21 protein-coding genes and 2 pseudogenes are annotated in these 19,570 nt (G+C 50.8%); 8 read left to right on the top strand and 15 right to left on the bottom strand.

The window, feature by feature from the left end:
- Positions 1-14: 14 nt before the first annotated feature.
- The 7 genes from sigI to ilvB all read right to left on the bottom strand — a co-directional run bounded on the left by sigI (position 15) and on the right by ilvB (position 7,157).
- The gene (gene sigI, locus ET464_RS10010) at positions 15-833 is read right to left on the bottom strand and encodes an RNA polymerase sigma factor SigI (RefSeq protein WP_129440519.1); all 819 of its coding nucleotides are present in this window, start codon (positions 831-833) and stop codon (positions 15-17) included.
- Between the two features lie 150 nt (positions 834-983).
- Positions 984-1,400 carry a hypothetical protein gene (locus tag ET464_RS10015; protein ID WP_129440521.1) on the bottom strand — a complete coding sequence of 139 codons (417 nt, stop codon included), beginning with the start codon at positions 1,398-1,400 and terminating at the stop codon, positions 984-986.
- A gap of 273 nt (positions 1,401-1,673) precedes the next feature.
- Positions 1,674-2,222 (bottom strand): peroxiredoxin, encoded by a 549-nt coding sequence (locus tag ET464_RS10020; protein ID WP_129440523.1) that lies wholly within the window; start codon positions 2,220-2,222, stop codon positions 1,674-1,676.
- A 134-nt stretch (positions 2,223-2,356) separates the two neighbouring features.
- Positions 2,357-3,436 (bottom strand): 3-isopropylmalate dehydrogenase, encoded by a 1,080-nt coding sequence (gene leuB / locus ET464_RS10025; protein ID WP_129440525.1) that lies wholly within the window; start codon positions 3,434-3,436, stop codon positions 2,357-2,359.
- Between the two features lie 318 nt (positions 3,437-3,754).
- Positions 3,755-4,747 carry a ketol-acid reductoisomerase gene (gene ilvC / locus ET464_RS10030; RefSeq protein ID WP_129440527.1) on the bottom strand — a complete coding sequence of 331 codons (993 nt, stop codon included), beginning with the start codon at positions 4,745-4,747 and terminating at the stop codon, positions 3,755-3,757.
- Between the two features lie 180 nt (positions 4,748-4,927).
- Complete coding sequence (gene ilvN / locus ET464_RS10035) at positions 4,928-5,413, bottom strand: acetolactate synthase small subunit (protein WP_129440529.1); 486 nt, start codon at positions 5,411-5,413, stop codon at positions 4,928-4,930.
- Between the two features lies 1 nt (position 5,414).
- Positions 5,415-7,157 (bottom strand): biosynthetic-type acetolactate synthase large subunit, encoded by a 1,743-nt coding sequence (ilvB, locus tag ET464_RS10040; RefSeq protein WP_129440531.1) that lies wholly within the window; start codon positions 7,155-7,157, stop codon positions 5,415-5,417.
- Between the two features lie 532 nt (positions 7,158-7,689).
- Between ilvB and ET464_RS10045 the strand changes: the two genes are divergently transcribed.
- Complete coding sequence (locus tag ET464_RS10045) at positions 7,690-8,136, top strand: GNAT family N-acetyltransferase (protein WP_129440533.1); 447 nt, start codon at positions 7,690-7,692, stop codon at positions 8,134-8,136.
- Between the two features lie 101 nt (positions 8,137-8,237).
- On the opposite strand, the pseudogene ET464_RS10050 reads toward ET464_RS10045, so the two are convergent.
- A pseudogene (locus tag ET464_RS10050) lies at positions 8,238-8,582 on the bottom strand (hypothetical protein); the annotation flags it as partial.
- Between the two features lie 213 nt (positions 8,583-8,795).
- On the opposite strand from ET464_RS10050, the gene ET464_RS10055 reads away from it, so the two are divergent.
- The 4 genes from ET464_RS10055 (at position 8,796) to ET464_RS10070 (ending at position 11,438) form a co-directional block, all read left to right on the top strand.
- A complete protein-coding gene (locus ET464_RS10055) occupies positions 8,796-9,467 on the top strand; it encodes a PspA/IM30 family protein (protein ID WP_129440537.1) in 672 nt (223 codons plus the stop codon).
- Between the two features lie 124 nt (positions 9,468-9,591).
- Positions 9,592-9,993, top strand: a complete 402-nt coding sequence (locus ET464_RS10060) for a DUF350 domain-containing protein (protein ID WP_129440539.1) — start codon at positions 9,592-9,594, stop codon at positions 9,991-9,993.
- 35 nt (positions 9,994-10,028) lie between these two features.
- Positions 10,029-10,532 (top strand): DUF4178 domain-containing protein, encoded by a 504-nt coding sequence (locus tag ET464_RS10065; RefSeq protein ID WP_129440541.1) that lies wholly within the window; start codon positions 10,029-10,031, stop codon positions 10,530-10,532.
- A gap of 186 nt (positions 10,533-10,718) precedes the next feature.
- The gene (locus ET464_RS10070; protein WP_425271763.1) at positions 10,719-11,438 is read left to right on the top strand and encodes a DUF4247 domain-containing protein; all 720 of its coding nucleotides are present in this window, start codon (positions 10,719-10,721) and stop codon (positions 11,436-11,438) included.
- 96 nt (positions 11,439-11,534) lie between these two features.
- On the opposite strand, the gene rplT is transcribed toward ET464_RS10070, so the two are convergent.
- The 5 genes from rplT to ET464_RS10100 form a co-directional block, all read right to left on the bottom strand.
- The gene (gene rplT, locus ET464_RS10075; protein ID WP_129440545.1) at positions 11,535-11,894 is read right to left on the bottom strand and encodes a 50S ribosomal protein L20; all 360 of its coding nucleotides are present in this window, start codon (positions 11,892-11,894) and stop codon (positions 11,535-11,537) included.
- Positions 11,895-11,936: 42 nt separating this feature from the next.
- Positions 11,937-12,137 (bottom strand): 50S ribosomal protein L35, encoded by a 201-nt coding sequence (gene rpmI, locus ET464_RS10080; RefSeq protein WP_129440547.1) that lies wholly within the window; start codon positions 12,135-12,137, stop codon positions 11,937-11,939.
- A 23-nt stretch (positions 12,138-12,160) separates the two neighbouring features.
- On the bottom strand, positions 12,161-12,709 hold the full coding sequence (infC, locus tag ET464_RS10085; protein WP_129440549.1) for a translation initiation factor IF-3: 549 nt from the start codon (positions 12,707-12,709) through the stop codon (positions 12,161-12,163).
- A gap of 241 nt (positions 12,710-12,950) precedes the next feature.
- Positions 12,951-14,189, bottom strand: coding sequence for a glycosyltransferase family 2 protein (locus ET464_RS10090; RefSeq protein WP_129440551.1), 1,239 nt, complete (start codon positions 14,187-14,189; stop codon positions 12,951-12,953).
- 353 nt (positions 14,190-14,542) lie between these two features.
- Complete coding sequence (locus ET464_RS10100; protein ID WP_244226488.1) at positions 14,543-15,742, bottom strand: glycosyltransferase family 4 protein; 1,200 nt, start codon at positions 15,740-15,742, stop codon at positions 14,543-14,545.
- Positions 15,743-15,979: 237 nt separating this feature from the next.
- Here ET464_RS10100 and ET464_RS10105 point away from each other — a divergent pair, with 237 nt between their 5' ends.
- The gene (locus ET464_RS10105) at positions 15,980-16,534 is read left to right on the top strand and encodes a phosphatase PAP2 family protein (RefSeq protein ID WP_129440555.1); all 555 of its coding nucleotides are present in this window, start codon (positions 15,980-15,982) and stop codon (positions 16,532-16,534) included.
- Between the two features lie 6 nt (positions 16,535-16,540).
- Here ET464_RS10105 and trmB read toward each other — a convergent pair whose 3' ends face one another.
- Both trmB and ET464_RS10115 read right to left on the bottom strand, forming a co-directional pair.
- A complete protein-coding gene (gene trmB, locus ET464_RS10110) occupies positions 16,541-17,308 on the bottom strand; it encodes a tRNA (guanosine(46)-N7)-methyltransferase TrmB (RefSeq protein ID WP_129440557.1) in 768 nt (255 codons plus the stop codon).
- Between the two features lie 237 nt (positions 17,309-17,545).
- Positions 17,546-17,755, bottom strand: a complete 210-nt coding sequence (locus ET464_RS10115) for a hypothetical protein (RefSeq protein WP_129440559.1) — start codon at positions 17,753-17,755, stop codon at positions 17,546-17,548.
- Positions 17,756-18,034: 279 nt separating this feature from the next.
- Between ET464_RS10115 and mnmL the strand changes: the two genes are divergently transcribed.
- Both mnmL and mnmM read left to right on the top strand, forming a co-directional pair.
- Positions 18,035-18,994, top strand: coding sequence for a tRNA modification radical SAM protein MnmL/YtqA (gene mnmL, locus ET464_RS10120; protein ID WP_129440561.1), 960 nt, complete (start codon positions 18,035-18,037; stop codon positions 18,992-18,994).
- Positions 18,995-18,997: 3 nt separating this feature from the next.
- Positions 18,998-19,566, top strand: a pseudogene (gene mnmM / locus ET464_RS10125) (tRNA 5-(aminomethyl)-2-thiouridylate-methyltransferase MnmM).
- Positions 19,567-19,570: the final 4 nt, after the last annotated feature.

The following is a 19,570-nucleotide window of genomic DNA, read 5'->3' on the forward strand; positions in this document are numbered from 1 at the left end:
TACGACTCCCCGACTCAACCTTCCAACCCCTCTCTCCGGTCTTGCTGCTTACCGCCACCAGCCTGTAAATAATCCTGTAAAAAAGGATACGTTCCTGTCAAAGCGCAAACAACAGCTATAATATATTTCCGGTTCCGTTCAATGGTTTTGCGGGATACCCCGCTTAGCTCCGTAAGCTCCTTGACCGGAAGCTTCCGGGTTGCCTGCAGCTGTTCCAGCAGCCTGTTATTTCGGATAAGCGTCTTCGATATCCCGATCAGCATTTGCCGCGAATCGGCGTGCTTGGGCGAGTTTTCAGCAAGCTCCAAAAATGTAATGCCGTATTGCTGAAGCACTTCATTGTACTCCGCAATTTCCAGCCGTCTCGCATGCGAAACCTGGGCTTTCTCATAATGCTGCAGCGCCCGCCTTGTTTCAAGCGGATTGTAGAGCTGCTGCTCCTCATCCTCTTGCTCGTAAGCGCTGTATGCAACTACAGACGAATGTTTTTGCTCCTTGCGGACATAGTCAATCAGCCTTCTGCGGATAACCGTTTCCGCGAATCCTAAAAAAGACTTGCCGGCATGGGGCGAGTACTGGTTAATTGCCTCATTAAATGCGACCAGCGCAATGCTGAATTCATCATCGGTTTGCGGATTGACATAACGTTTGCAGAACCGGCTTGTTGCTTTTAATATAAAAGGCTTATAGTCTTCGATAAACCGTTCCCGAAGAAGCTCATCGCCTTGTAAAATGCTATGTACTTGTTGCTCAGGAGCTGCATTATGTTCCGTTTCGGGCTTTTTTTCAGCCGTTGCCTTCTGAAAAAGCCGCTTGAACAATACCAGCAACAATCGCTCCACCTCTTTTTCATACATTTCGGTCTATGAAAAAGGCTTATGGGGGTATAGTGAACCTCAACAAAAAAGAAAACGCCCCCCTTCCGGAGGCGTTAAAAAGCTCCAATCACACACGCAACAACAGACCGCTGTCTGCAGGCAACGTTACACTTTCGTTCGTTTCTGCCTTAACTTGTTGCGCCTGCTGTTGAGCATCCCCAGCCTTTTTTTCAGATCTTGTTCCCACTCGGTATCTTGTATTTGTTTGGCAAATGTAAGCAGGTCAAGCGATATATCAATCTGGCTTTCAACCACGTCCATCGGGTCTTCGTCTTCATGATTTACGCAGTTTTCAAATAACGTCAAATACTCTTTTTCTACATAATCCTGGAAATCCACTTCGGAAGCGCCATCGCCATTTGCGTATTCTGCTAATATTTCATATTCGGTCTCAATCAGGTAATGAACTTCAACACGATGGCAAACCGGACAAAACATAATCGGAACATTGTGAATGTGTGTCCGAATGTGCTTCAAAGTCCCTTTTGTTCCAATCATACTGGCTCCACAGCAAAAACTCATCGGGCGATCCCTCCCCAAGTTAAGCTAATGCCAATCATAACCTGCTCTTGTTTCAACATGATCTTTTACATTTTATTCGTCTTCAGCGAGCGCAATTCCTTCAAGAAAAATCATCCAATTTATAAAAAGTGTCTTATGAACCGTTTCTATGGTCCTACTATGAGCGACTCATTGCCCTACATTCAGACAAAAAACGAAAGGCGGCAGCAAAAAAACGGCTGTTCCGCAAGGTCGCTTGACCTGCGGAACAGCCGTTTTTCAAAAATCGTATGTTTATTTCGCAACCAGATGTTGTTGACCTGGTTTCCAGTTCATTGGGCACAGACCGCCGGATTGCAGAGCTTGCAATACGCGGAGCGTTTCGTCAACGCTGCGGCCTACGTCGTTATGGTTAACGACTTGGTATTTGATTTCGCCTTCTGGATCGATGATGAACAGGCCGCGCAGTGCAACGCCTTCTTCTTCGATCAGAACGCCGTAATCGCTAGCGACTTTTTTAGTCAAGTCAGAAGCAAGCGGGAAGTTCAGTTGGCCAAGGCCGTTGTCGTTCACCGGCGTGTTGATCCATGCGCGGTGGCTATGTTTGCTATCTACGCTGACACCCAAAATTTCAGTGTTGAGTTTTTTGAACTCGTCAGCTGCAAGGCTAAGAGCCGTAATTTCCGTCGGGCACACGAAAGTGAAATCGAGCGGGTAGAAGAACAGAACCAGCCATTTACCTTTGTAATCCGAGAGAGATGCTGTACCAAAATCTTGACCGTTACCCGTTGCTGTTTCCATTGTGAAATCTGGAGCCGGGCGGCCTACCAAACGTTCTGCCATATTCGAATGTCCTCCTTGACGCTTTCGCGATAATGATAATGATTGTCAACTAATGACCTCGAAAATAAATGTACCATTATGCGATAATAAAGTCAATATTGCATTGAATATCTTTTTATAATAATTATAAATAATTATTTTTTCATTGCCGCAACGATCAGATCGCCCATTGCTGCCGTTCCCACTGCTTTGGATTTATCTACGGCAATGTCGCCCGTGCGGTGTCCGGCATCCAATACATGCTTCACGGCATCTTCAATGGCTTGCGCCGCCTCATGGTAACCAAACGTCAGACGGAACATAAGCGCTACGGACAAAATCGTAGCGATCGGGTTCGCGATGCCTTGGCCGGCAATGTCCGGCGCAGAGCCGTGTACCGGCTCGTACAGGCCAAAGCTGCCTTCACCCAGCGATGCGGACGACAACATGCCGATCGAACCGGTCAGCATAGCTGCTTCATCACTCAGAATGTCGCCGAACATATTTTCCGTTACGATAACGTCAAAGCTGGACGGACGGCGGAGCAGCTGCATTGCGCAGTTGTCTACGAGCACATGCTCGACTTCCACTTCCGGATACTCCGGCGCAATCCGGTTTACCACTTCACGCCACAGGCGGGATGTTTCCAGCACGTTGGCTTTATCTACAGAAGCGAGCTTCTTGCGGCGCGTGCCGGCGATTTCGAACGCTTGGCGGACGATGCGCTCCACTTCCTGTACATTATATACGCAAGTGTCTACGGCCTCCTGGCCGTTAGCGCCTTCGCGGCGGAACTTCTCGCCGAAATAGATGCCGCCTGTCAGTTCACGGACTACGATCAGATCCGTGCCTTCCAGCACTTCAGGCTTCAGCGTCGAAGCTTCCTTCAAGCAGTCGAATACCGTCGCAGGGCGGATATTCGAGAACAAGCCCAGCGCTTTGCGAATGCCAAGCAGGCCGGTTTCCGGACGAAGCTCCTTCGGATTGCTGTCCCATTTTGGACCGCCTACGGCACCAAGCAGCACAGCGTCGGCTTTTTGGCACAATTCAAGCGTTTCCTGCGGAAGCGGCGTGCCTTTCTCGTCGATGGCAATACCGCCAAACAAACCTTGCTCCGTTTCAAATTGGTAGCCAAACAGCTCTTCCGTTTTTTTCAGCACTTTAAGGGCTTCACCTACGACTTCGGGACCGATGCCGTCGCCCGGGATAACTGCGATTTTTTTCACTTCTGCCATTGTATACACTCCTCAACGTTAATGGGGGTAGCCCATTCTATTATTCTCAATCTATTATCATTTGTATCATACTTCGGCCGTTTAAACAAAGATATGAAAGCTATCGACTCTATAGGCACAGCCTATCATCAGGGCAATAAAAGAAACAGGCCACTTCGCCGGACGGCGCGCCTGCCAATCGGTTTACCGCAGGTTCGGCCGCTTAAATAAAAACATCCCGGACTGCAGCCCCTCTTCCCTTCCCTCACGGGATCGGTAAGGAGGACCTGCAGACCGGGATGATCTCAGGGCTAACGCCTTATTTTTTACAGACAGCTATTACTTCTTGATCCAGTGCATCAGCTCGCGCAGCTGTTTGCCCACTTGCTCGATTGGATGAGCAGCTTCGTTGCGGCGGGTAGCCGTCAGCATAGCGCGGTTCGATTGGTTTTCAAGGATGAAGTCGCGTGCGAAACGGCCGGATTGGATGTCTTCCAGAACGCGTTTCATTTCTTTTTTCGTTTCGTCCGTTACAACGCGAGGACCGGTTACATAGTCGCCGTATTCCGCTGTGTTGGAGATGGAGTCGCGCATTGTAGCGAGACCGCCTTCGTACATCAGGTCAACGATCAGTTTCAGCTCGTGCAAGCACTCGAAGTAAGCCATTTCAGGCGCATAGCCTGCTTCAACCAGCGTTTCGAAGCCCGCTTTAACGAGAGCCGTCGTACCGCCGCAAAGAACAGCTTGTTCGCCGAACAAGTCGGTTTCGGTTTCTTCTTTAAATGTCGTTTCGATAACCCCTGCACGCGTACAGCCGATACCTTTTGCATACGCAAGGCCGATTGCTTTTGCATTGCCGGTAGCGTCCTGCTCGATGGCGATCAGGCCTGGCACGCCAAAGCCTTCTTCGTACGTACGACGAACCATGTGGCCCGGCGATTTAGGCGCAACGAGGAATACGTCCGTATCTTTGTTCGGCACGATTTGGCCGTAGTGAATGTTGAAACCGTGGGAGAACATGAGAGCCGCGCCTTTTTTCAGGTTTGGTTCGATTTCTTCGCTGTAAACTTTGGCTTGTGTTTCATCTGGCATCAAAATTTGTACAACGTCAGCGATTTTAGTCGCTTCTGCAACGGACAGTACTTCGAAGCCGTCTTGTTTTGCTTTGTCAGCGGATTTGCCGGCACGGATACCAATTACGACTTTCAGGCCGCTGTCGCGAAGGTTTTGCGCTTGGGCATGGCCTTGGCTGCCATAACCGATTACTGCGATGGTTTTGCCTTGAAGAACGTTCAACTCTGCATCTTTTTCGTAGTACAACGTAACTGCCATGATATGATTGCCTCCTTTTAATTAACCCTTTTGAGCGGGTGTTTAAGTGGAGAACGTAGCCTAAAGAAACTTTTGGGCGGTCCCCTCTTAAACTCCCGCTCAAAGCGGGCGTACAGCCAAATTGGTTAGTTTGTTCTAATTTAGTTATGTTTGGAATAAAAGCAGCAAAGCCTTAACGCATTAACGCGCATTGCCGCGGGTAAGCGCCGTTACGCCGGTTCTCGACAATTCTTTAATGCCGTATGGTTTCATCAGCTCGATCATCGCGTCAATTTTGTCCGTATCGCCAACGACTTGAACCATCAGCGAATGCGTACCGATATCAACTACCGATGCGCGGAACGTTTCGACCACGCCAAAAATTTCAGGGCGGACATTCGGCTCCGCGCTTACTTTCAAAAGAGCCAGCTCGCGCGCAACCATCGGGCTTGCGCTCAAGTCTACTACTTTAATTACATCAATCAGCTTGTACAGCTGCTTCGTAATTTGTTCCAGCATTTGATCGGTACCCGTCGTGACGATAACCATCCGGGACAGGCCCTGCTCTTCGCTTGCGCCTACCGTAATGCTTTCGATATTAAAGCCGCGGCGTCCGAACAAGCCGGAAACGCGCTGCAGAACGCCGGGCTGGTCATTAACCAGAACTGCAATCGTATGTTTTTTCATATTACGCATCCCCCATGATCATTTCATCCAGCGTGCTGCCTTGAGCCACCATTGGATAAACGTTCTCGTGCTTGCGTACGACAAACTCTACGACAACAGGACCGTCATGGTCGAGCGCTTCTTTCCACACTTTGCGTGCTTCTTCTTTATTCGATGCACGCAAACCCTTTACGCCGTACGCTTCCGCTAGCTTAACGAAGTCCGGGCTGCCGGAAAGATCGATATGGCTGTAGCGGTTATCATAAATCAATTCCTGCCACTGGCGAACCATACCCAATACTTGGTTGTTGATTATTACAACTTTGACTGGTATTTTGTTTATTGCGCAAATGGCGAGTTCTTGCGCGCACATTTGCATGCCGCCGTCGCCGTTAATGGATACGACCGTCCGGCCCGGGTTGGCCATTTGAGCGCCGATCGACGATGGGAAGCCGAAGCCCATTGTTCCAAGACCGCCCGAAGTGACCCACGAGCGCGGCTTGTTGAAGTTGTAATATTGCGCCGCCCACATTTGATGCTGGCCTACGTCCGTTGTCACGATGGCATCGCCGCCAGTCGTTTCATGGATGTGCTGGATGACCCACTGCGGTTTCAGCTCCGTTTCGGAATCTTCGTACGTGAACGGATATTGTGCTTTGGACACTTGCAGCTCCGCACGCCACTCATCCGCATTTGCCGCCCATGCAGCCGATTGGTTCGCCGCTTCAAGCACCGTCTTCACGTCTCCGACAATCGGAATGTCGGTTGGGACGTTTTTGCCGATTTCAGCAGGGTCGATATCGATATGGACGATTTTGGCGTTTGGCGCAAAGCCGTCAAGCTTGCCGGTTACGCGGTCATCAAAGCGTGCGCCGATACAAATGAGCAGATCGGATGCTTGAATCGCTTTGTTCGCCGTGTACGTGCCGTGCATGCCCGGCATGCCCAGCCACAGCTCGTGGCCGCTTGGGAAACCGCCAAGGCCCAGCAGGGTTGTCGTAATCGGAATGCCCGTTGTCGTTACGAATTTGAACAGTTCTTCGTGTCCGCCGGAATAAACCACGCCGCCGCCTGCCAGAATGAGAGGGCGTTTCGCCTCTGCAATCGCTTTTTGCATTTTGTCGATCTGCAGTTTGTTAGGCGCAACCGTCGGATTATAACCGCGCAGGTTCACTTCCGTTACCGGTTTGAACAGCGTCTTGGCCGCCGATACGTCTTTCGGAATATCAATCAGAACCGGGCCTTTGCGTCCCGTATTGGCGATATGGAATGCTTCATGGATGACACGAGGCAAATCCTCAACGTCGCGAACCAGGTAGCTGTGTTTCGTAATCGGCATCGTAATGCCGGTAATGTCCGCTTCCTGGAAAGCATCGCTGCCGATCAGGCTGGATACGACGTTGCCTGTAATGACAACAAGCGGAACGGAATCCATATAAGCTGTTGCAATGCCTGTCACGAGATTCGTCGCTCCCGGACCGGAAGTTGCGATACATACGCCAACTTTGCCGCTGGAACGGGCATAGCCGTCAGCTGCGTGAATGGCGCCTTGTTCATGCCTTGTGAGTATATGATGGAAATCGGAGAAACCGTGCATCGCGTCGTAAATGTACAACACTGCGCCGCCCGGGTAACCGAATACGCACTCCACATCTTCCAGCACCAAACTACGGAGCAAAATTTCAGAACCCGTAATAACTTCGGGTTTCATCATTTTTTCTCTTAACTCTTCTTTTGACTTCAGTGTTGCACCTTGCGTGACCATCAGTCATCCTCCTTTCGTATAAACCAAAAAAACCTTCCGCCCGTCGATGCCTGAAGCATCGAGGGACGAAAGGTTTATCTTCCGTGGTACCACCCAACTTTGCTGCACATCTTGCGATGTACAACCTCCGCAGGTAAAAACGTGTGCGCACAACCGTTTCTACCTTTAGCACAATAACGCGTGCCCTGCGATTTCCCCTAATACGCGCAAATATGCGCTTTTCAGGAAAACAGCTCCGAGGTGAGCTCGTAGAAAAGGGATAATGGCGACGGTCTCAGCAAATCCGTCCGCTCTCTGAGCAAAAGAGCCCTTAACACTTCGTCCTCATCATAGCCGATGAAAGTATGGATAAGATTTTTTATTATTATATGCCCCAGCAGACGGTTAGTCAAGGACTTATACAAGCCAATCTTGCGAAATCCGGCGTACATCTTTTACCAGCAGGTCATAAGCTATTGTAGCCATTTTGCGCGAGCTCTTATTCACGCTTCCATCAACATTCGGGAAATATCCCAAAAGGAGCGCCTGCCAGATGATACGAATCCGGAATGCCAAGCTGGATGACCGAAGCTTGTTCAAGCTGATCCGGACAGAGCTTATTCCTCTGTCCTATACGGTAACCGACAGCGCCGAAGCCATTCGCGAGCTGCCGAAAAGGTTCCAAAGCGGCGTCACTTACGTGGCCTCTGCCGGAACTATGTCCCCTGCGTTTGGCTTTGTCCATTTTGAAGTGATGGACCACATTTTGTTTGTCGATATGCTGGCCGTAGCTCCGGAATACCGCAGCTATGGCTGGGGCCGGCGCCTGATGGCGGCCTGTGAAGCGCATGGGCTGTCACATGGCTGCAAGACAGCGCGGCTGTTCGTCGATGACATTAACAACAAAGCGCAGCAATTTTATGCCCGTCTTGGCTATGCACGGAGCCACTACTACCCCGATCTGCATTGTTATGAAATGATCAAGCCGCTTCCTCGTTAATAGAAGCCGCCGTTTGGATATCCTTTGCCAAAGCCGTTTCCATAGCCGTTGCTGTAGCCTTTCGGGCTGTAGCCGTAACCGCCGCCATAACCTTTGGGTCCGTAGCCGCCGCCTGGGCCATACCCACCTCCATAGCCTCCGCCATACCCGCTCGGGCCGTACCCGCCACCGCCGCAGCCTCCTCCGCAGCCGCCGCCAAATCCACCTCCGAAACCTCCAAAGAAAAATGGCAGCGTGCCGATGGCAAGCAAATCAAATAAGACAAGCGGCAGCAAAAACGCCCGTGTCTGCACCGTTTTGCCGTCTCTCGGAGGAAGCGGTGAAATATACAAATGGTCGCCCCGTATTTCTACAAGCTTGCCCGTTACAACCGACCGGTCTTTGCGGACTGCATATATTTCTTTACCAACCAGCTTTATTGCCTGCTCTCTAGAAACCTTGCTCATGAGAACTCCTCCTTTCCCGTTGTTCTTCAGTTTATTCCCATCTACAATCTTTGGACTGTTCGTTCGTCCACGCAGGAAAAATTGGATGGGGCAATGAATAGATATAGAGCGATGTGTGCCGCAGCCGGCATAAAATTTATTGAAACGGGATGCGCCTTTTGTCGTATATCATCTCATCGGTGCCAAAATTAAAAACCTCGGGAGGATAACCATATGTCCATATTCAAACGTTTACGCGACCTCACTTTATCCAACGTGTATGCCCTGATCGAAAAAGCGGAAGACCCCATCAAGCTGACGGACCAGTATATCCGCGACATGCAAGAAGATTTGGAGGATGCGGAGAAAGCAGTAGCAGCTCAAATCGCGCTTGAGAAAAAATTCAAACAGCTGTATGAGGAACAAACACAGCTGGTCGAAAAACGCACGGAGCAGGCGCATATCGCAGCGCAGGCGCAAAACATCGACTTGGCGCGCAGAGCGCTGGAAGAAAAAAATGCTGCCGAAAGCAAAGCGGCCGAATATAAAGCAAGCTTTGACCAAAACAAAGCGCTTGCCGATAATCTTCGCGAAAAGCTGGATGAAATGCGCAAGCAGCTGACCGAAATGAAAAACAAACGCGAAACGATTGCCGCCCGCTACAATGCAGCGAAAGCGCAGGAGCAAATTAACAAGTCGATGGCCGGCTTCAGCACCGACAGCGCGGCATCCGGCTTGAAGCGCATGGAAGAAAAAATGCTGCAAATGGAAGCTCGCGCCGAGGCCAGCAACGAGCTGAATGCTTCCAAGGGCAAATCGCTGGATGAAGAATTTGCGAACTTGAACAAAAACAAAGCCGTTGAAGATGAGCTTGCGGCTCTTTTGAAGCAATACGAGCAAAAATAACGGCTTACGCTGCGCTGTATACAGCGTGATGGTCCGCCGGAGCGCAGATCGGCCAGATCGTGCACCGGCGGATTTGCTTTGAGAAGCAGTAACGGCTCCATTATAAACATGCAGGAGGGTTCCTATGGATTGGATCGAAATTGCACGCATTCCGGTATGGGCCGTGTTCGGATCAGTGCTTCTGCTCGTACTGATGCTGCTGGATTCATTAACTACCAAATACAAGGATTTACAGGAAATACGCGACGGCAATACGGCGGTCACGGTACGGTTTGTCATGAAGCTTGCGGCGCAAGCGTATATTTTAGGACAATCCATTCATAAGTCGGGAGATATCGGGGAAGCGCTTATTATTTCCGTCGTGTCATTTGTTATCCTGATGCTGATGGAATGGCTGTTCCGTTTCGGGCTGTCTGCAGCCAGCCGGATCAAGCTGGAGGATGGCATCCATGAAGGCAAAATCAACTACGCTTTGTTCGCCGGCTCCATCCATCTGGCGGGTGCGCTGATCATCGGCGCGGTATAACCCGGAGCAGAAGCTGAAATAAGGAGATTACGCTTATGAGCTTATTTAAACGTGTAAAAAACTTGATCGCCAAACCCGAACCGATCAAAGAGGAAAAAAGCATTTTGTCATTAACGGCAGGCGACGTATGCGAAGTATCGCTTGTGACGTACCAGGTAACCGGCAGAACGCAAAACCGGAGCCGCAATGCCGTGCTGCTTACGCTGCAGGACGGCACGGACATTAAATATTTGGCGGTGGAGGAACGCGAGCGCACCGTCTACGAGCTATACGAACCCATCGACGGCCGGCTCGACTCGGTGGAGGAAGTGCCAACCATCCTGGAACTGGATGACAGAAGTTACCACTTGGAAGAACAGTATTCCGGTTTTATTGTATGTACAGGCAAAACCCCGTTTAAGCAGGGCGGCGAGCAGTATGTCTGGTCTTATCAGTCCGATGACATGAAGCTGGTCCGCATCGAATGGCAGGACGGCCGGTTTATGCTGTATGCGGGCGAGAAGGTGCTGCCGGCCGACGTCCGCGTGCTGCGCGGCTGATGCCATTGCGCTGCTGACGTCCGCATGCTCTGCGCGGCTGATGCCAATGCGCTGCCGGGCCGGTACACGGCGTCTACCGCTGTCATAGCAGCTTTTTAACGAACTCCGCACCAAGGAGGGATCGATTTGAACAATCGCTGGCTACATGCCATTAAAATTGTTATTATACTCAGCTTTATCGTACCGATGCTGGCGGCATGCGGAATCGGCGATTCCATCAAGGAAAACTATCCGCTTGTATCCGCAAGCGGCTCCGGCAGCCAGACCTCTTATGTGTACCGTGCAGCCGGAGAGACCGTGCCGCAGGTCGCTGCCAAGCTTGCCGATCAGAAGCATCCCGAGCAGCAGTCGGAACAAAGCGGCGACCGGATGTTTCTCGTCTACCCGGACGAAATCATTAACCTGCAAAAATCGCCCGATAACCCGGCAGACACGCTAATTGAGGTTGATTCCAAGTCATACGTTCAGCATAATTATAATCCGTCTTTCCTGGAAGGTTATTTGCTGGCCAGCGTAATCGGCAGCTTGTTCGACCACGGCAAGTACAGCGGCGGCGATTACCGCGGCTACTCCAGCAAAGATACTTATCAGCCGCAGACGAAATACCGGACGCCTACCGAACAGGATAAAAAAGCCGCACCGCCGGTTACAGTAAACAAAACAGGCTCCATCTTCAAGCGGTCCAAAACGGCGGATTCCACAGCCGTCGGAAGCGGCTCTTCCGACTCCGGATCTACATCATCAAAAGTCGGCAAAATATTGCGTAACGACAAAAGCAGCTCCAGCCTCGGATCGGGATCAAGCAGCAAGTCCAGCAGCAAATCAAGCGGCGGCGTGCTCAAAAAGAAAAGCTATTCGGCGCCCAAAGTAAAAATGGGCCGAAGCAAAATAACAAGACGACGGTGATGTCAGCATCCACCGTCGTCTTTCTTTTTCCCCCGCAGCGGACATAAAAAAGAAGGTTGTCCGGCTCTTGTCGAGCAGACAACCTTCCGTCACGCACTAGGCGTTGATGTTTTGTTTTGCTACGCCAGCCAGGGAGTTGAACGCGCCAATGTCGTTCACTGCCAGGTCAGCCAGCATTTTGCGGTTTACTTGTACGCCAGCCAGTTTCAGGCCGTACATGAATTTGCTGTAGGACAGGCCGTTTTGGCGAGCTGCAGCGTTGATACGAACGATCCACAGTTTGCGGAAGTCGCGTTTAACTTGGCGACGGTCGCGGTATGCGTACAGAAGCGATTTGTTAACTTGCTCTTTTGCTGTTTTAAATAAACGGTGTTTGGAACCGAAATAACCTTTTGCGAGCTTCAGAATTCTTTTGCGACGACGAGTGCGGACAAAACCGCCTTTAACTCTTGCCATGAGTGGAAACCTCCTGTGGGTTGAATTTATTCGATATTGCTATTATTTCAGGTTGGAAAGGCCTTGTTTCAGACGACGTACGTCGCCTGGTGCCATGAGCGGATGCTCAGCCAGACCGCGTTTTTGACGTCCGGATTTGTGGGAAAGCAAGTGGTTTCTGAACGCTTTGTAGCGTTTCACTTTACCCGTACCAGTAATTTTGAAACGGTCTTTCAAACTGCTGTGTGTTTTCATCTTAGGCATGTGAATTATCCTCCTTAAGGGTTTTAGCTGCTGCTCTTCGGTGCCAGAATCATGATCATTGCGCGGCCTTCCAGCTTTGGAGCACGCTCAATGACGCACAAATCGGCAACTTCTTGAGAAAGGCGTTCCAGCACGCGCTGACCGATCGCTGCATGCGCAATTTCACGGCCGCGGAAGCGGACAGAAGCTTTCACTTTGTCGCCTTCGCCAAGAAACTTCACGACGTTGCGATATTTCGTTTGATAATCGTGTTCGTCGATATTGGCGCGGAACCAAACTTCCTTCACGTCAACAACTTTCTGATTCTTGCGTGCTTCCTTCTCTTTCTTCTGCTGCTCGTAACGGAATTTTCCATAGTCCATTATCCGACATACAGGCGGTTTGGCCGCAGGAGCGACGTTCACCAGATCCAGATTCAAGTCCGCAGCGAGCTGCAAAGCTTCTCGAACCGGTTTGATGCCGATCTGTTCGCCGTCCGCTCCAACTACACGTACTTCTCTAGCCCGAATCTCATCGTTAATTTGATGTTCTCTGCTAATGATTTGCCACCTCCATATTAAATGCCTGACCATACACTGAAAAATAAAAAAATGCGGACTCAGCGAGCCCGCATCTCATAACCGTTCATTAGCGCCGCTCTCCAGTCCGTTTCATGCCGGAGGAAGAACAGCATCATCGATTAATGTCGCAAAACCAGCCGGTTGCTCCGGAAGGTGAGAAGCGGGCGCTTCTTCTTGCAGCGTCAGTTGTCATTTGGAATACTCAGTGAATATATCATAGCCAAGTATGCCGTGTCAAACTCTTTTTGCAGGATTACAGCTGCTTGCTTTGCACATCCTCCAGGCGAATGACGCGCGTATGCTGCGTATGGCTCCATGTTTTGTTGTTTTGCGTAAAAAACGCATGGACCGTAACCGGCCACCACGACAGCAGGAACAGCGGGAACGTAATGAGCCGGAAGTATTGCTTCCACTCGACGCGCTCCAGCATCATCGCAAGCGGCGTCTGCATCAGCACGTATGCCATATACGGAATGGTCAGCCAGATCGGCAGCAAGCCGTATACCGAAGTCAGATGCGGTTCGCCCGGCAAAATCATATCGCCGTAATAAACAACGCCGATAAAGAAGCCGGCCAGGAAGTTGTAGCCGTTGAAGATATACAGGGCGGCATCGATTTTCACCATGCTCCGCTCTTTAATCCCCTGCCACAGCACCGGCAGCAAATATTTGCGCGTCACGTCAAAATGCCCCTGCATCCAGCGAAGGCGCTGCCTTGCGGACGCGCGGAACGTAATCGGCTTCTCGTCGTACACTTTGGCATCGAAATTGAATTTCGGGTAAATGCCGCGCTGAATGCAGCGGACCGTAAATTCCAAGTCCTCGACGAGGCTTGTAGCGCCCCAGCCCATTTCTTTCAGCAAAGCGGCGTCAAAGCACATGCCGGTGCCGCCCAAAAAGTTGGAGAGGCCCAAATTGTAGCGCGGCAGCTGCCACAGCCGGTTGCAGAACCAGTAGTTGATGGCGTTGGCCGAGCTGACCCACGAGTCGTTTGGATTTTTTGTATCCAAATAACCTTGGATCACTTTCGCTCCGTTGCACAAGTCATTGTTCATGTAATCGAGGAAGTCTGTCGCCACCAAGTTGTCCGCGTCGAAAATAACAACGCCGTCATAGCTGCGTTTCATCTTCCAAAGTTCCTTCAGCATCCATTCCACCGCGTAACCTTTACCGCGCAGATTCGGATTGGTGCGTTCGCAGGCGTATACGCCCTCGTAGCTCTTCACTACGCTGACGGTGCCGTCTGTGCAGTTGTCGCAAATGACAAAGATGTCGAACAGCTCGCGCGGGTATTTCAGCTTCAGCAGGTTTTCGATCAATGCGCCGACAACCTGCTCCTCATTATGTGCCGCAATGAGCAGCGCAAACGATTTTTTAGGCGCGTGCGTAATGGTTTCCTTTTTGCGGCGCCAGCCGAAAAAGGACAGAAACAGCTGGTACAAGCCCAGTAAAGCAAAAGCGATTTGAAGCACTAGCATAATGGTGTTAAACATGGTTTGGTGTTGCCCCCTTGAGACCCCTTTTTTAATGTTGCCGATTCTGGTCCCGCTCCATGAAAAGCGGGCCGTCCGGCTTTCTCTTTGTTATCTCTTTTTTTATTTTTGGCATCTCTGCCCCACAGAGTGCCGAGATATTTACTGATTTTCCATTTGTTCTGCTTTTTTGTCAAAAGCGAAATCCAGTCCCTAACGGCTCAAACCATCCGGAAACCGGCAAAGAGCTGCAACAAAAAAGCGCATTGCCTCCATTTCCACCGCCTTTCCCTTATTTTCATTGGATTACAGCTCTTTTAGAACTTATGTCCTTACCAAACGACAAAACCGCCCAAAAGGTTTCTTAAATTATTCTAATTTGCGATATGTCCAAGCGGCGGACGGCTGGTTTCGGACAATTCTATACAGTATTCGAACAATTGCGCAAATATGGCGTCCCAGGACTGATTAACGCTGTATGTTTTTCCTTCTTTGGCAAAAGAATCTGCCAGTTCTCTGTCCGCATACAGCCGTTCGAGAGCATCGGCAAAATCAGAAGAATGGCCGGCCTCACATAAAAAACCAGTTTTTCCGTGCTGCACCGTATCTGTGACGCCGCCTTTATTGGCGCAAATAACAGGCGTGCCGCAAGCCATTGCCTCCAGCACAACGTTGCCGAATGTTTCCGTCGGCGAAGGAAACAGCAGCACATCCGCCGCTGCATAATACTGCTGCAGCGCCTCCTGCTGCTGAAAGCCGGCAAAACGGGCTTCGATCCCTTCCTTCCGGGCCAGTTCCTTGATAGCCGGAGCAGACGGGCCGTCACCGGCCAGCACAAGCACGGCCTTGCCTGTTATGCGCTGACGGAACTGATTAAACGCCTGAACGGCTACATCCACTTGTTTTTCAGGCGCCATACGTCCTGCATATAAAACGACGTAGGCGTCTTTGTCGATGCCAAGCTGCTCCTTCCATTGTCCGACATCTGCCTGGTCATGAAAACGGCTTGTATCAATGCCTCTGCTCCAGATCGACAATCGGTCCGCCTGCCAGCCGCGCTCAATCAGCTCGTTTCTGACCGAATGCGTCGGCACGAAGATTTGGCTGCAATCTTGATGGAACCAGTTCATATACCTCCATAATAGTTTTTCCATCCATTGCAAATTGTAAAACGGCAAATATCGGTCGAAATTGGTATGATAAGAAGCCATAAGGGGAAGATTCAGCTTTTTGGCATAATGGATGCCGCATAAGCCAAGATTGAAAGGAGTGGCTACATGAACCATCGTAGGCTGAAAGTCTTGCAGCGCTTTGCGGATATACCGCGGATTCGGCAAAGCCATGCGGCATTCCGGATACATAAAAAAAGGAAGGCTGGCAAAGCGGGAAACCGAATTGGAGTTTTTGTAAGGCAAAGCGCCGGGCTGGGGACGGACGGCAATTTCGGTTGAAGGGGCAAACACTTTGCAGGCGACGCCTTGTTTTTCGAGGTACGCAATCCATCTTGCCAACGTGCGGGCCACACCATTGATCTCGGGTTCATAAGTATCCGTAAACAACGCAAGTCGCATCATCGTACCGCCTCCGTATTAGGATTCCGGAGCAAGCCCCTTACCGGGTATAACGAATCCATATCGGGACCTGAAACGGATAAACCTTGATTTCAGGTTATTGTATCCCCTCATTGTTAATGTCAAATAAATATAAAGTGGAGATATTGTTAATTTGCGGCACTAACGCTTCCCTTAACATCCGGAGAACAAAAGCATGGTAGAATCCTATTGTAGAAATCAATAAGAGGGGGCAGCTGAGTGAGGAAGACAATCGGGTGGCTGAGAACGAGAGAACAGCAATTGCTTCTTTGGGCCAATCGAAGGCCTGCGTATAAGCGCAATGAATGGGTTGGCAGATGGCTTAGTCTAATTACGCATACCGGCGGCGCTACCTTTACGCTTGCAACCGCATTGCTTGCGGCATGGCTAGCTCCTTCGCCATGGAACATAACCGGCTGGAAATGCCTGCTGGCCGTAATCATCAGCCACATTCCCGTCGCCATCGTCAAACGAAAATTCCGGCGGCTCCGCCCTTATCAAGCATTGCCCGAAGTAAACACAGGCAAAAAACCGCTGAAGGACTCCTCTTTCCCTTCCGGGCATACTACAGCTATTTTTGCCTGGCTTATTCCGATTGTATTCATGAATATGTTCCTGGTCGTTATTGTACCGCTTGCGCTGCTGGTCGGCGTTTCCGTAGGCTGGTCCCGCATGTATTTGGGACTGCATTATCCTTCCGACGTTGCCGCAGGGGCCATGCTGGGCGCCACAACGGCCATCGCCGTCGAATACTTGTGGATGCCGTTTATTTAAAGCGCCTTAATCATCAAGGCCGGCTTCTTCCCCTTCACGGCTTGCTTCTTCCGCAGCTTTGCTGGCAGCGGCAGCCGCATGTTTTGCTTCACGGTAACGGGCAAGCGCCTTCTCGCCGATAATGACTTCGCAGCGATGAATATTTTGCCCTTTTTCCATAAACTTGCCTTCGTATTCTGTAAACACGAGATCTTCGCGCGGCCCGTCCTTGTGCAAATTCAGCGAAATATTGGCCATTTGCAGTTCCAGCTCGGCAAAGCTGTTAAGCGAAAACTCAAACAGCGACTGCGAATCGGTCTTAAAGTGAATTTCACCGTTTTCGTTCAAAATTTCGATATATTTTTTCAAAAAACGGGGATGCGTCAGCCGTCTTCTCGCGTGTTTGCTTTTAGGCCACGGATCGCTGAAGTTCAAATGAATCCGTTCCAGCTCTCCCGGCGCAAACATTTCTTCGATTTTCTCAATATTAGCACGCAGCAGCGCAAGGTTAGGCGGCGATTCTACGCCTTTGCCGCTCCACGCGTTTCTTGCTTTTTCGCTGGCGCGCCGGATCAGCTCGTCGTACATGTCGACGCCGATAAAATTAATGTGCGGATTGCGCACGCTCATTTCACTGATAAAGCGGCCTTTGCCCATGCCAAGCTCCACATAGATCGGATGGTTGTTGCCGAAAAATTGATGCCACTTCCCCCGGTGCGGCGCAGCATCCAGCACAACCAGCTCGGGCTGCTGCTCCAAGCTTTCCAATATTCCTTTTCTGCCTCTTAAACGCATAACGGATAATCCTCCACCTATTCAATTGCAAGACGCCCTATTCGAGGAAGCAGGTTCGCCTTGCACAAACTAGTCCTATTTTGCCCAAGATTACGCCCGTTGTAAAGACGGCGGGAACGCGGGCCTGCTCCCTTCTTCATGATGAAGCAGGCCCGCCGCGCGTTTCTGCCGGCAAAAAATAAAGGAGGCCGCCGAATGGCGCCTCCTGACGTTGCGGTTTAAAGCTCTCGGGTATGTTTATACCAGCTGCTGGTAAGCAATCGGCGCTTCATCCGCGCGCTCGATGTCGAATTTCTCTTCAATCGCTTCATTCAGCTTTTTGCGGGCCGAAACTTCAATGGTATGGTTCCCATGGAAACGTATTCCTGCAAGCGCCATTAATTCCTTTACCGTAAGCTCAACTGTAACCGTTTCTTCACCATGCGGAATTTTAGCCGTTAAACTCATCTTCATCACCTCATCGATTTATTAACATTATTTCCAGTTAATCGACGTTCTATGACGGGAAGTTCGAAGTAGACATGTAAGGTTTTTTTATTGATTTGTCGCACTTTTAATTTAACACATCATGTAAGGTTTAGCAAGCCTAAATTACCAGAAAAATAAACTTTTTCCCAGTTGTATAAGTTGGTATAAATTCAAATGAGATGCAACTCATCATGGCAATTCCGGTTCCTTTTCGCTAAAATAGGGTTGTTAAAGGCGACGATTCAGAAGGAGAACAAGATGCAAGAAACACCCGTTACCGGCTCTGAGCCGATGCTTTGGATGGACAAGCGGTTCCATACCTGGAATTACGAAATGCGGCAGCAATTCGGGGAAAAGGTGTTCAAAGTCACCCTCGATGCCGGCTTTACCTGCCCGAATCGCGACAATACGATCGCGAAAGGCGGCTGCACGTTTTGCAGTGCAAGAGGATCGGGCGACTTTGCCGGAAGCCGGCGCGACGATCTTGTCACCCAGTTTGCGAAAATACGCGACCGGCAGCATCTCAAATGGCCGGATGCCAAATATATCGGTTACTTTCAAGCGTATACCAATACGTATGCGCCTCTCGAAACGCTCCGCGAATATTATGAGGTTATTTTGCAGCAGCCGGGGGTTGTCGGGCTTTCCATTGCGACCAGGCCGGACTGCTTGCCGGATGATGTCGTGGATTATTTAGCGGAGCTGAACGAACGGACGTATTTATGGGTGGAGATGGGTTTGCAGTCTGTTCACGAATCCACCTCGCTGCTGATCAACCGGGCGCATGATACAGCCTGCTATGAGGATGCGGTCCGCCGGCTGCGCGAACGCGGAATCCGGGTATGCGCGCATATTATTTACGGCCTGCCGCAGGAAACCCACGGCATGATGCTGGCAACCGGGCGGGCAGTTGCACGGATGGATGTGCAGGGCATTAAAATCCATTTGCTCCATCTGATGCGCAAAACGCCGATGGTCAAGCAATACGAAGCCGGCTTGCTGCGATTTCTGGAGCAGGATGAATATATCAAGCTTGTTGCCGATACGCTTGAATTTCTACCGCCGGAAATGATTGTGCACCGGCTGACGGGAGACGCTCCGCGCGATCTGCTGATCGGCCCGATGTGGAGCACAAACAAATGGGCGGTCCTGAACGGTATCGACGCCGAGCTGAAACGGCGCGGCACGTGGCAGGGCAAGCTTTGGACACAGGAGTAGAATATGGGATTTATATCCGTTATAAGCATGGCCCACCGCTGGATTGCGGAAAGGGCAACTACAGGAGATAGAGTGATTGACGCTACTGCAGGAGGCGGTGTAGATACGTGCGAGCTGGCCAGGCTGGTAGGCGCCAAAGGCACGGTCTACGCTTTCGATATTCAGCAGGAAGCTTTGAATAAAACCGCCGCCAGGCTGACTGTGCTGGAAGCGCAGCCTCGTGTAAAGCTGGTGCTGGGCAGCCATGAAGAGATGGCGGCCCAAATAGATGAAGCCGACCGCGGCAAAATCGCAGCGGTTATGTTCAATCTCGGCTATTTTCCGGGGGCGACACTTCGATCATAACCAGGCCGGATTCCACTACAGCAGCATTGAACGCCGCATTGTCCGTACTTCGGCCGGGCGGCATTATAACATGCGTGGTGTATCCCGGCCATCCCGGCGGCGAAGCAGAGGCCGCCGCCGTAGAAGCATGGGCCGCTGGCTTGCCTGTGGATCTGGCGCAGGCCGTCATCTACCGTCAGCTTCAGCGTACGGCATCTCCTTATTTGGTTGCCGTTACGAAAAAATAAAAGA

This window comes from Paenibacillus protaetiae (genome assembly GCF_004135365.1).
GTDB classification, from domain to species: domain Bacteria; phylum Bacillota; class Bacilli; order Paenibacillales; family Paenibacillaceae; genus Paenibacillus_AP; species Paenibacillus_AP protaetiae.

What these genes read in the sequence shown, in the direction of transcription:
- infC (WP_129440549.1), bottom strand. Translation starts at nt 12,709, where the DNA reads ATGGTCAGGCATTTAATATGGAGGTGGCAAATCATTAGCAGAGAACAT.
- ET464_RS10045 (WP_129440533.1), top strand. Translation starts at nt 7,690, where the DNA reads ATGATACGAATCCGGAATGCCAAGCTGGATGACCGAAGCTTGTTCAAG.
- rpmI (WP_129440547.1), bottom strand. Translation starts at nt 12,137, where the DNA reads ATGCCTAAGATGAAAACACACAGCAGTTTGAAAGACCGTTTCAAAATT.
- ilvN (WP_129440529.1), bottom strand. Translation starts at nt 5,413, where the DNA reads ATGAAAAAACATACGATTGCAGTTCTGGTTAATGACCAGCCCGGCGTT.
- ET464_RS10060 (WP_129440539.1), top strand. Translation starts at nt 9,592, where the DNA reads ATGGATTGGATCGAAATTGCACGCATTCCGGTATGGGCCGTGTTCGGA.
- leuB (WP_129440525.1), bottom strand. Translation starts at nt 3,436, where the DNA reads ATGGCAGAAGTGAAAAAAATCGCAGTTATCCCGGGCGACGGCATCGGT.
- mnmL (WP_129440561.1), top strand. Translation starts at nt 18,035, where the DNA reads ATGCAAGAAACACCCGTTACCGGCTCTGAGCCGATGCTTTGGATGGAC.
- ilvC (WP_129440527.1), bottom strand. Translation starts at nt 4,747, where the DNA reads ATGGCAGTTACGTTGTACTACGAAAAAGATGCAGAGTTGAACGTTCTT.
- ET464_RS10090 (WP_129440551.1), bottom strand. Translation starts at nt 14,189, where the DNA reads ATGTTTAACACCATTATGCTAGTGCTTCAAATCGCTTTTGCTTTACTG.
- ET464_RS10015 (WP_129440521.1), bottom strand. Translation starts at nt 1,400, where the DNA reads ATGAGTTTTTGCTGTGGAGCCAGTATGATTGGAACAAAAGGGACTTTG.
- ilvB (WP_129440531.1), bottom strand. Translation starts at nt 7,157, where the DNA reads ATGGTCACGCAAGGTGCAACACTGAAGTCAAAAGAAGAGTTAAGAGAA.
- ET464_RS10115 (WP_129440559.1), bottom strand. Translation starts at nt 17,755, where the DNA reads ATGAGTTTAACGGCTAAAATTCCGCATGGTGAAGAAACGGTTACAGTT.
- trmB (WP_129440557.1), bottom strand. Translation starts at nt 17,308, where the DNA reads ATGCGTTTAAGAGGCAGAAAAGGAATATTGGAAAGCTTGGAGCAGCAG.
- ET464_RS10070 (WP_425271763.1), top strand. Translation starts at nt 10,719, where the DNA reads ATGCTGGCGGCATGCGGAATCGGCGATTCCATCAAGGAAAACTATCCG.
- ET464_RS10020 (WP_129440523.1), bottom strand. Translation starts at nt 2,222, where the DNA reads ATGGCAGAACGTTTGGTAGGCCGCCCGGCTCCAGATTTCACAATGGAA.
- ET464_RS10065 (WP_129440541.1), top strand. Translation starts at nt 10,029, where the DNA reads ATGAGCTTATTTAAACGTGTAAAAAACTTGATCGCCAAACCCGAACCG.
- ET464_RS10100 (WP_244226488.1), bottom strand. Translation starts at nt 15,742, where the DNA reads ATGATGCGACTTGCGTTGTTTACGGATACTTATGAACCCGAGATCAAT.
- ET464_RS10055 (WP_129440537.1), top strand. Translation starts at nt 8,796, where the DNA reads ATGTCCATATTCAAACGTTTACGCGACCTCACTTTATCCAACGTGTAT.
- rplT (WP_129440545.1), bottom strand. Translation starts at nt 11,894, where the DNA reads ATGGCAAGAGTTAAAGGCGGTTTTGTCCGCACTCGTCGTCGCAAAAGA.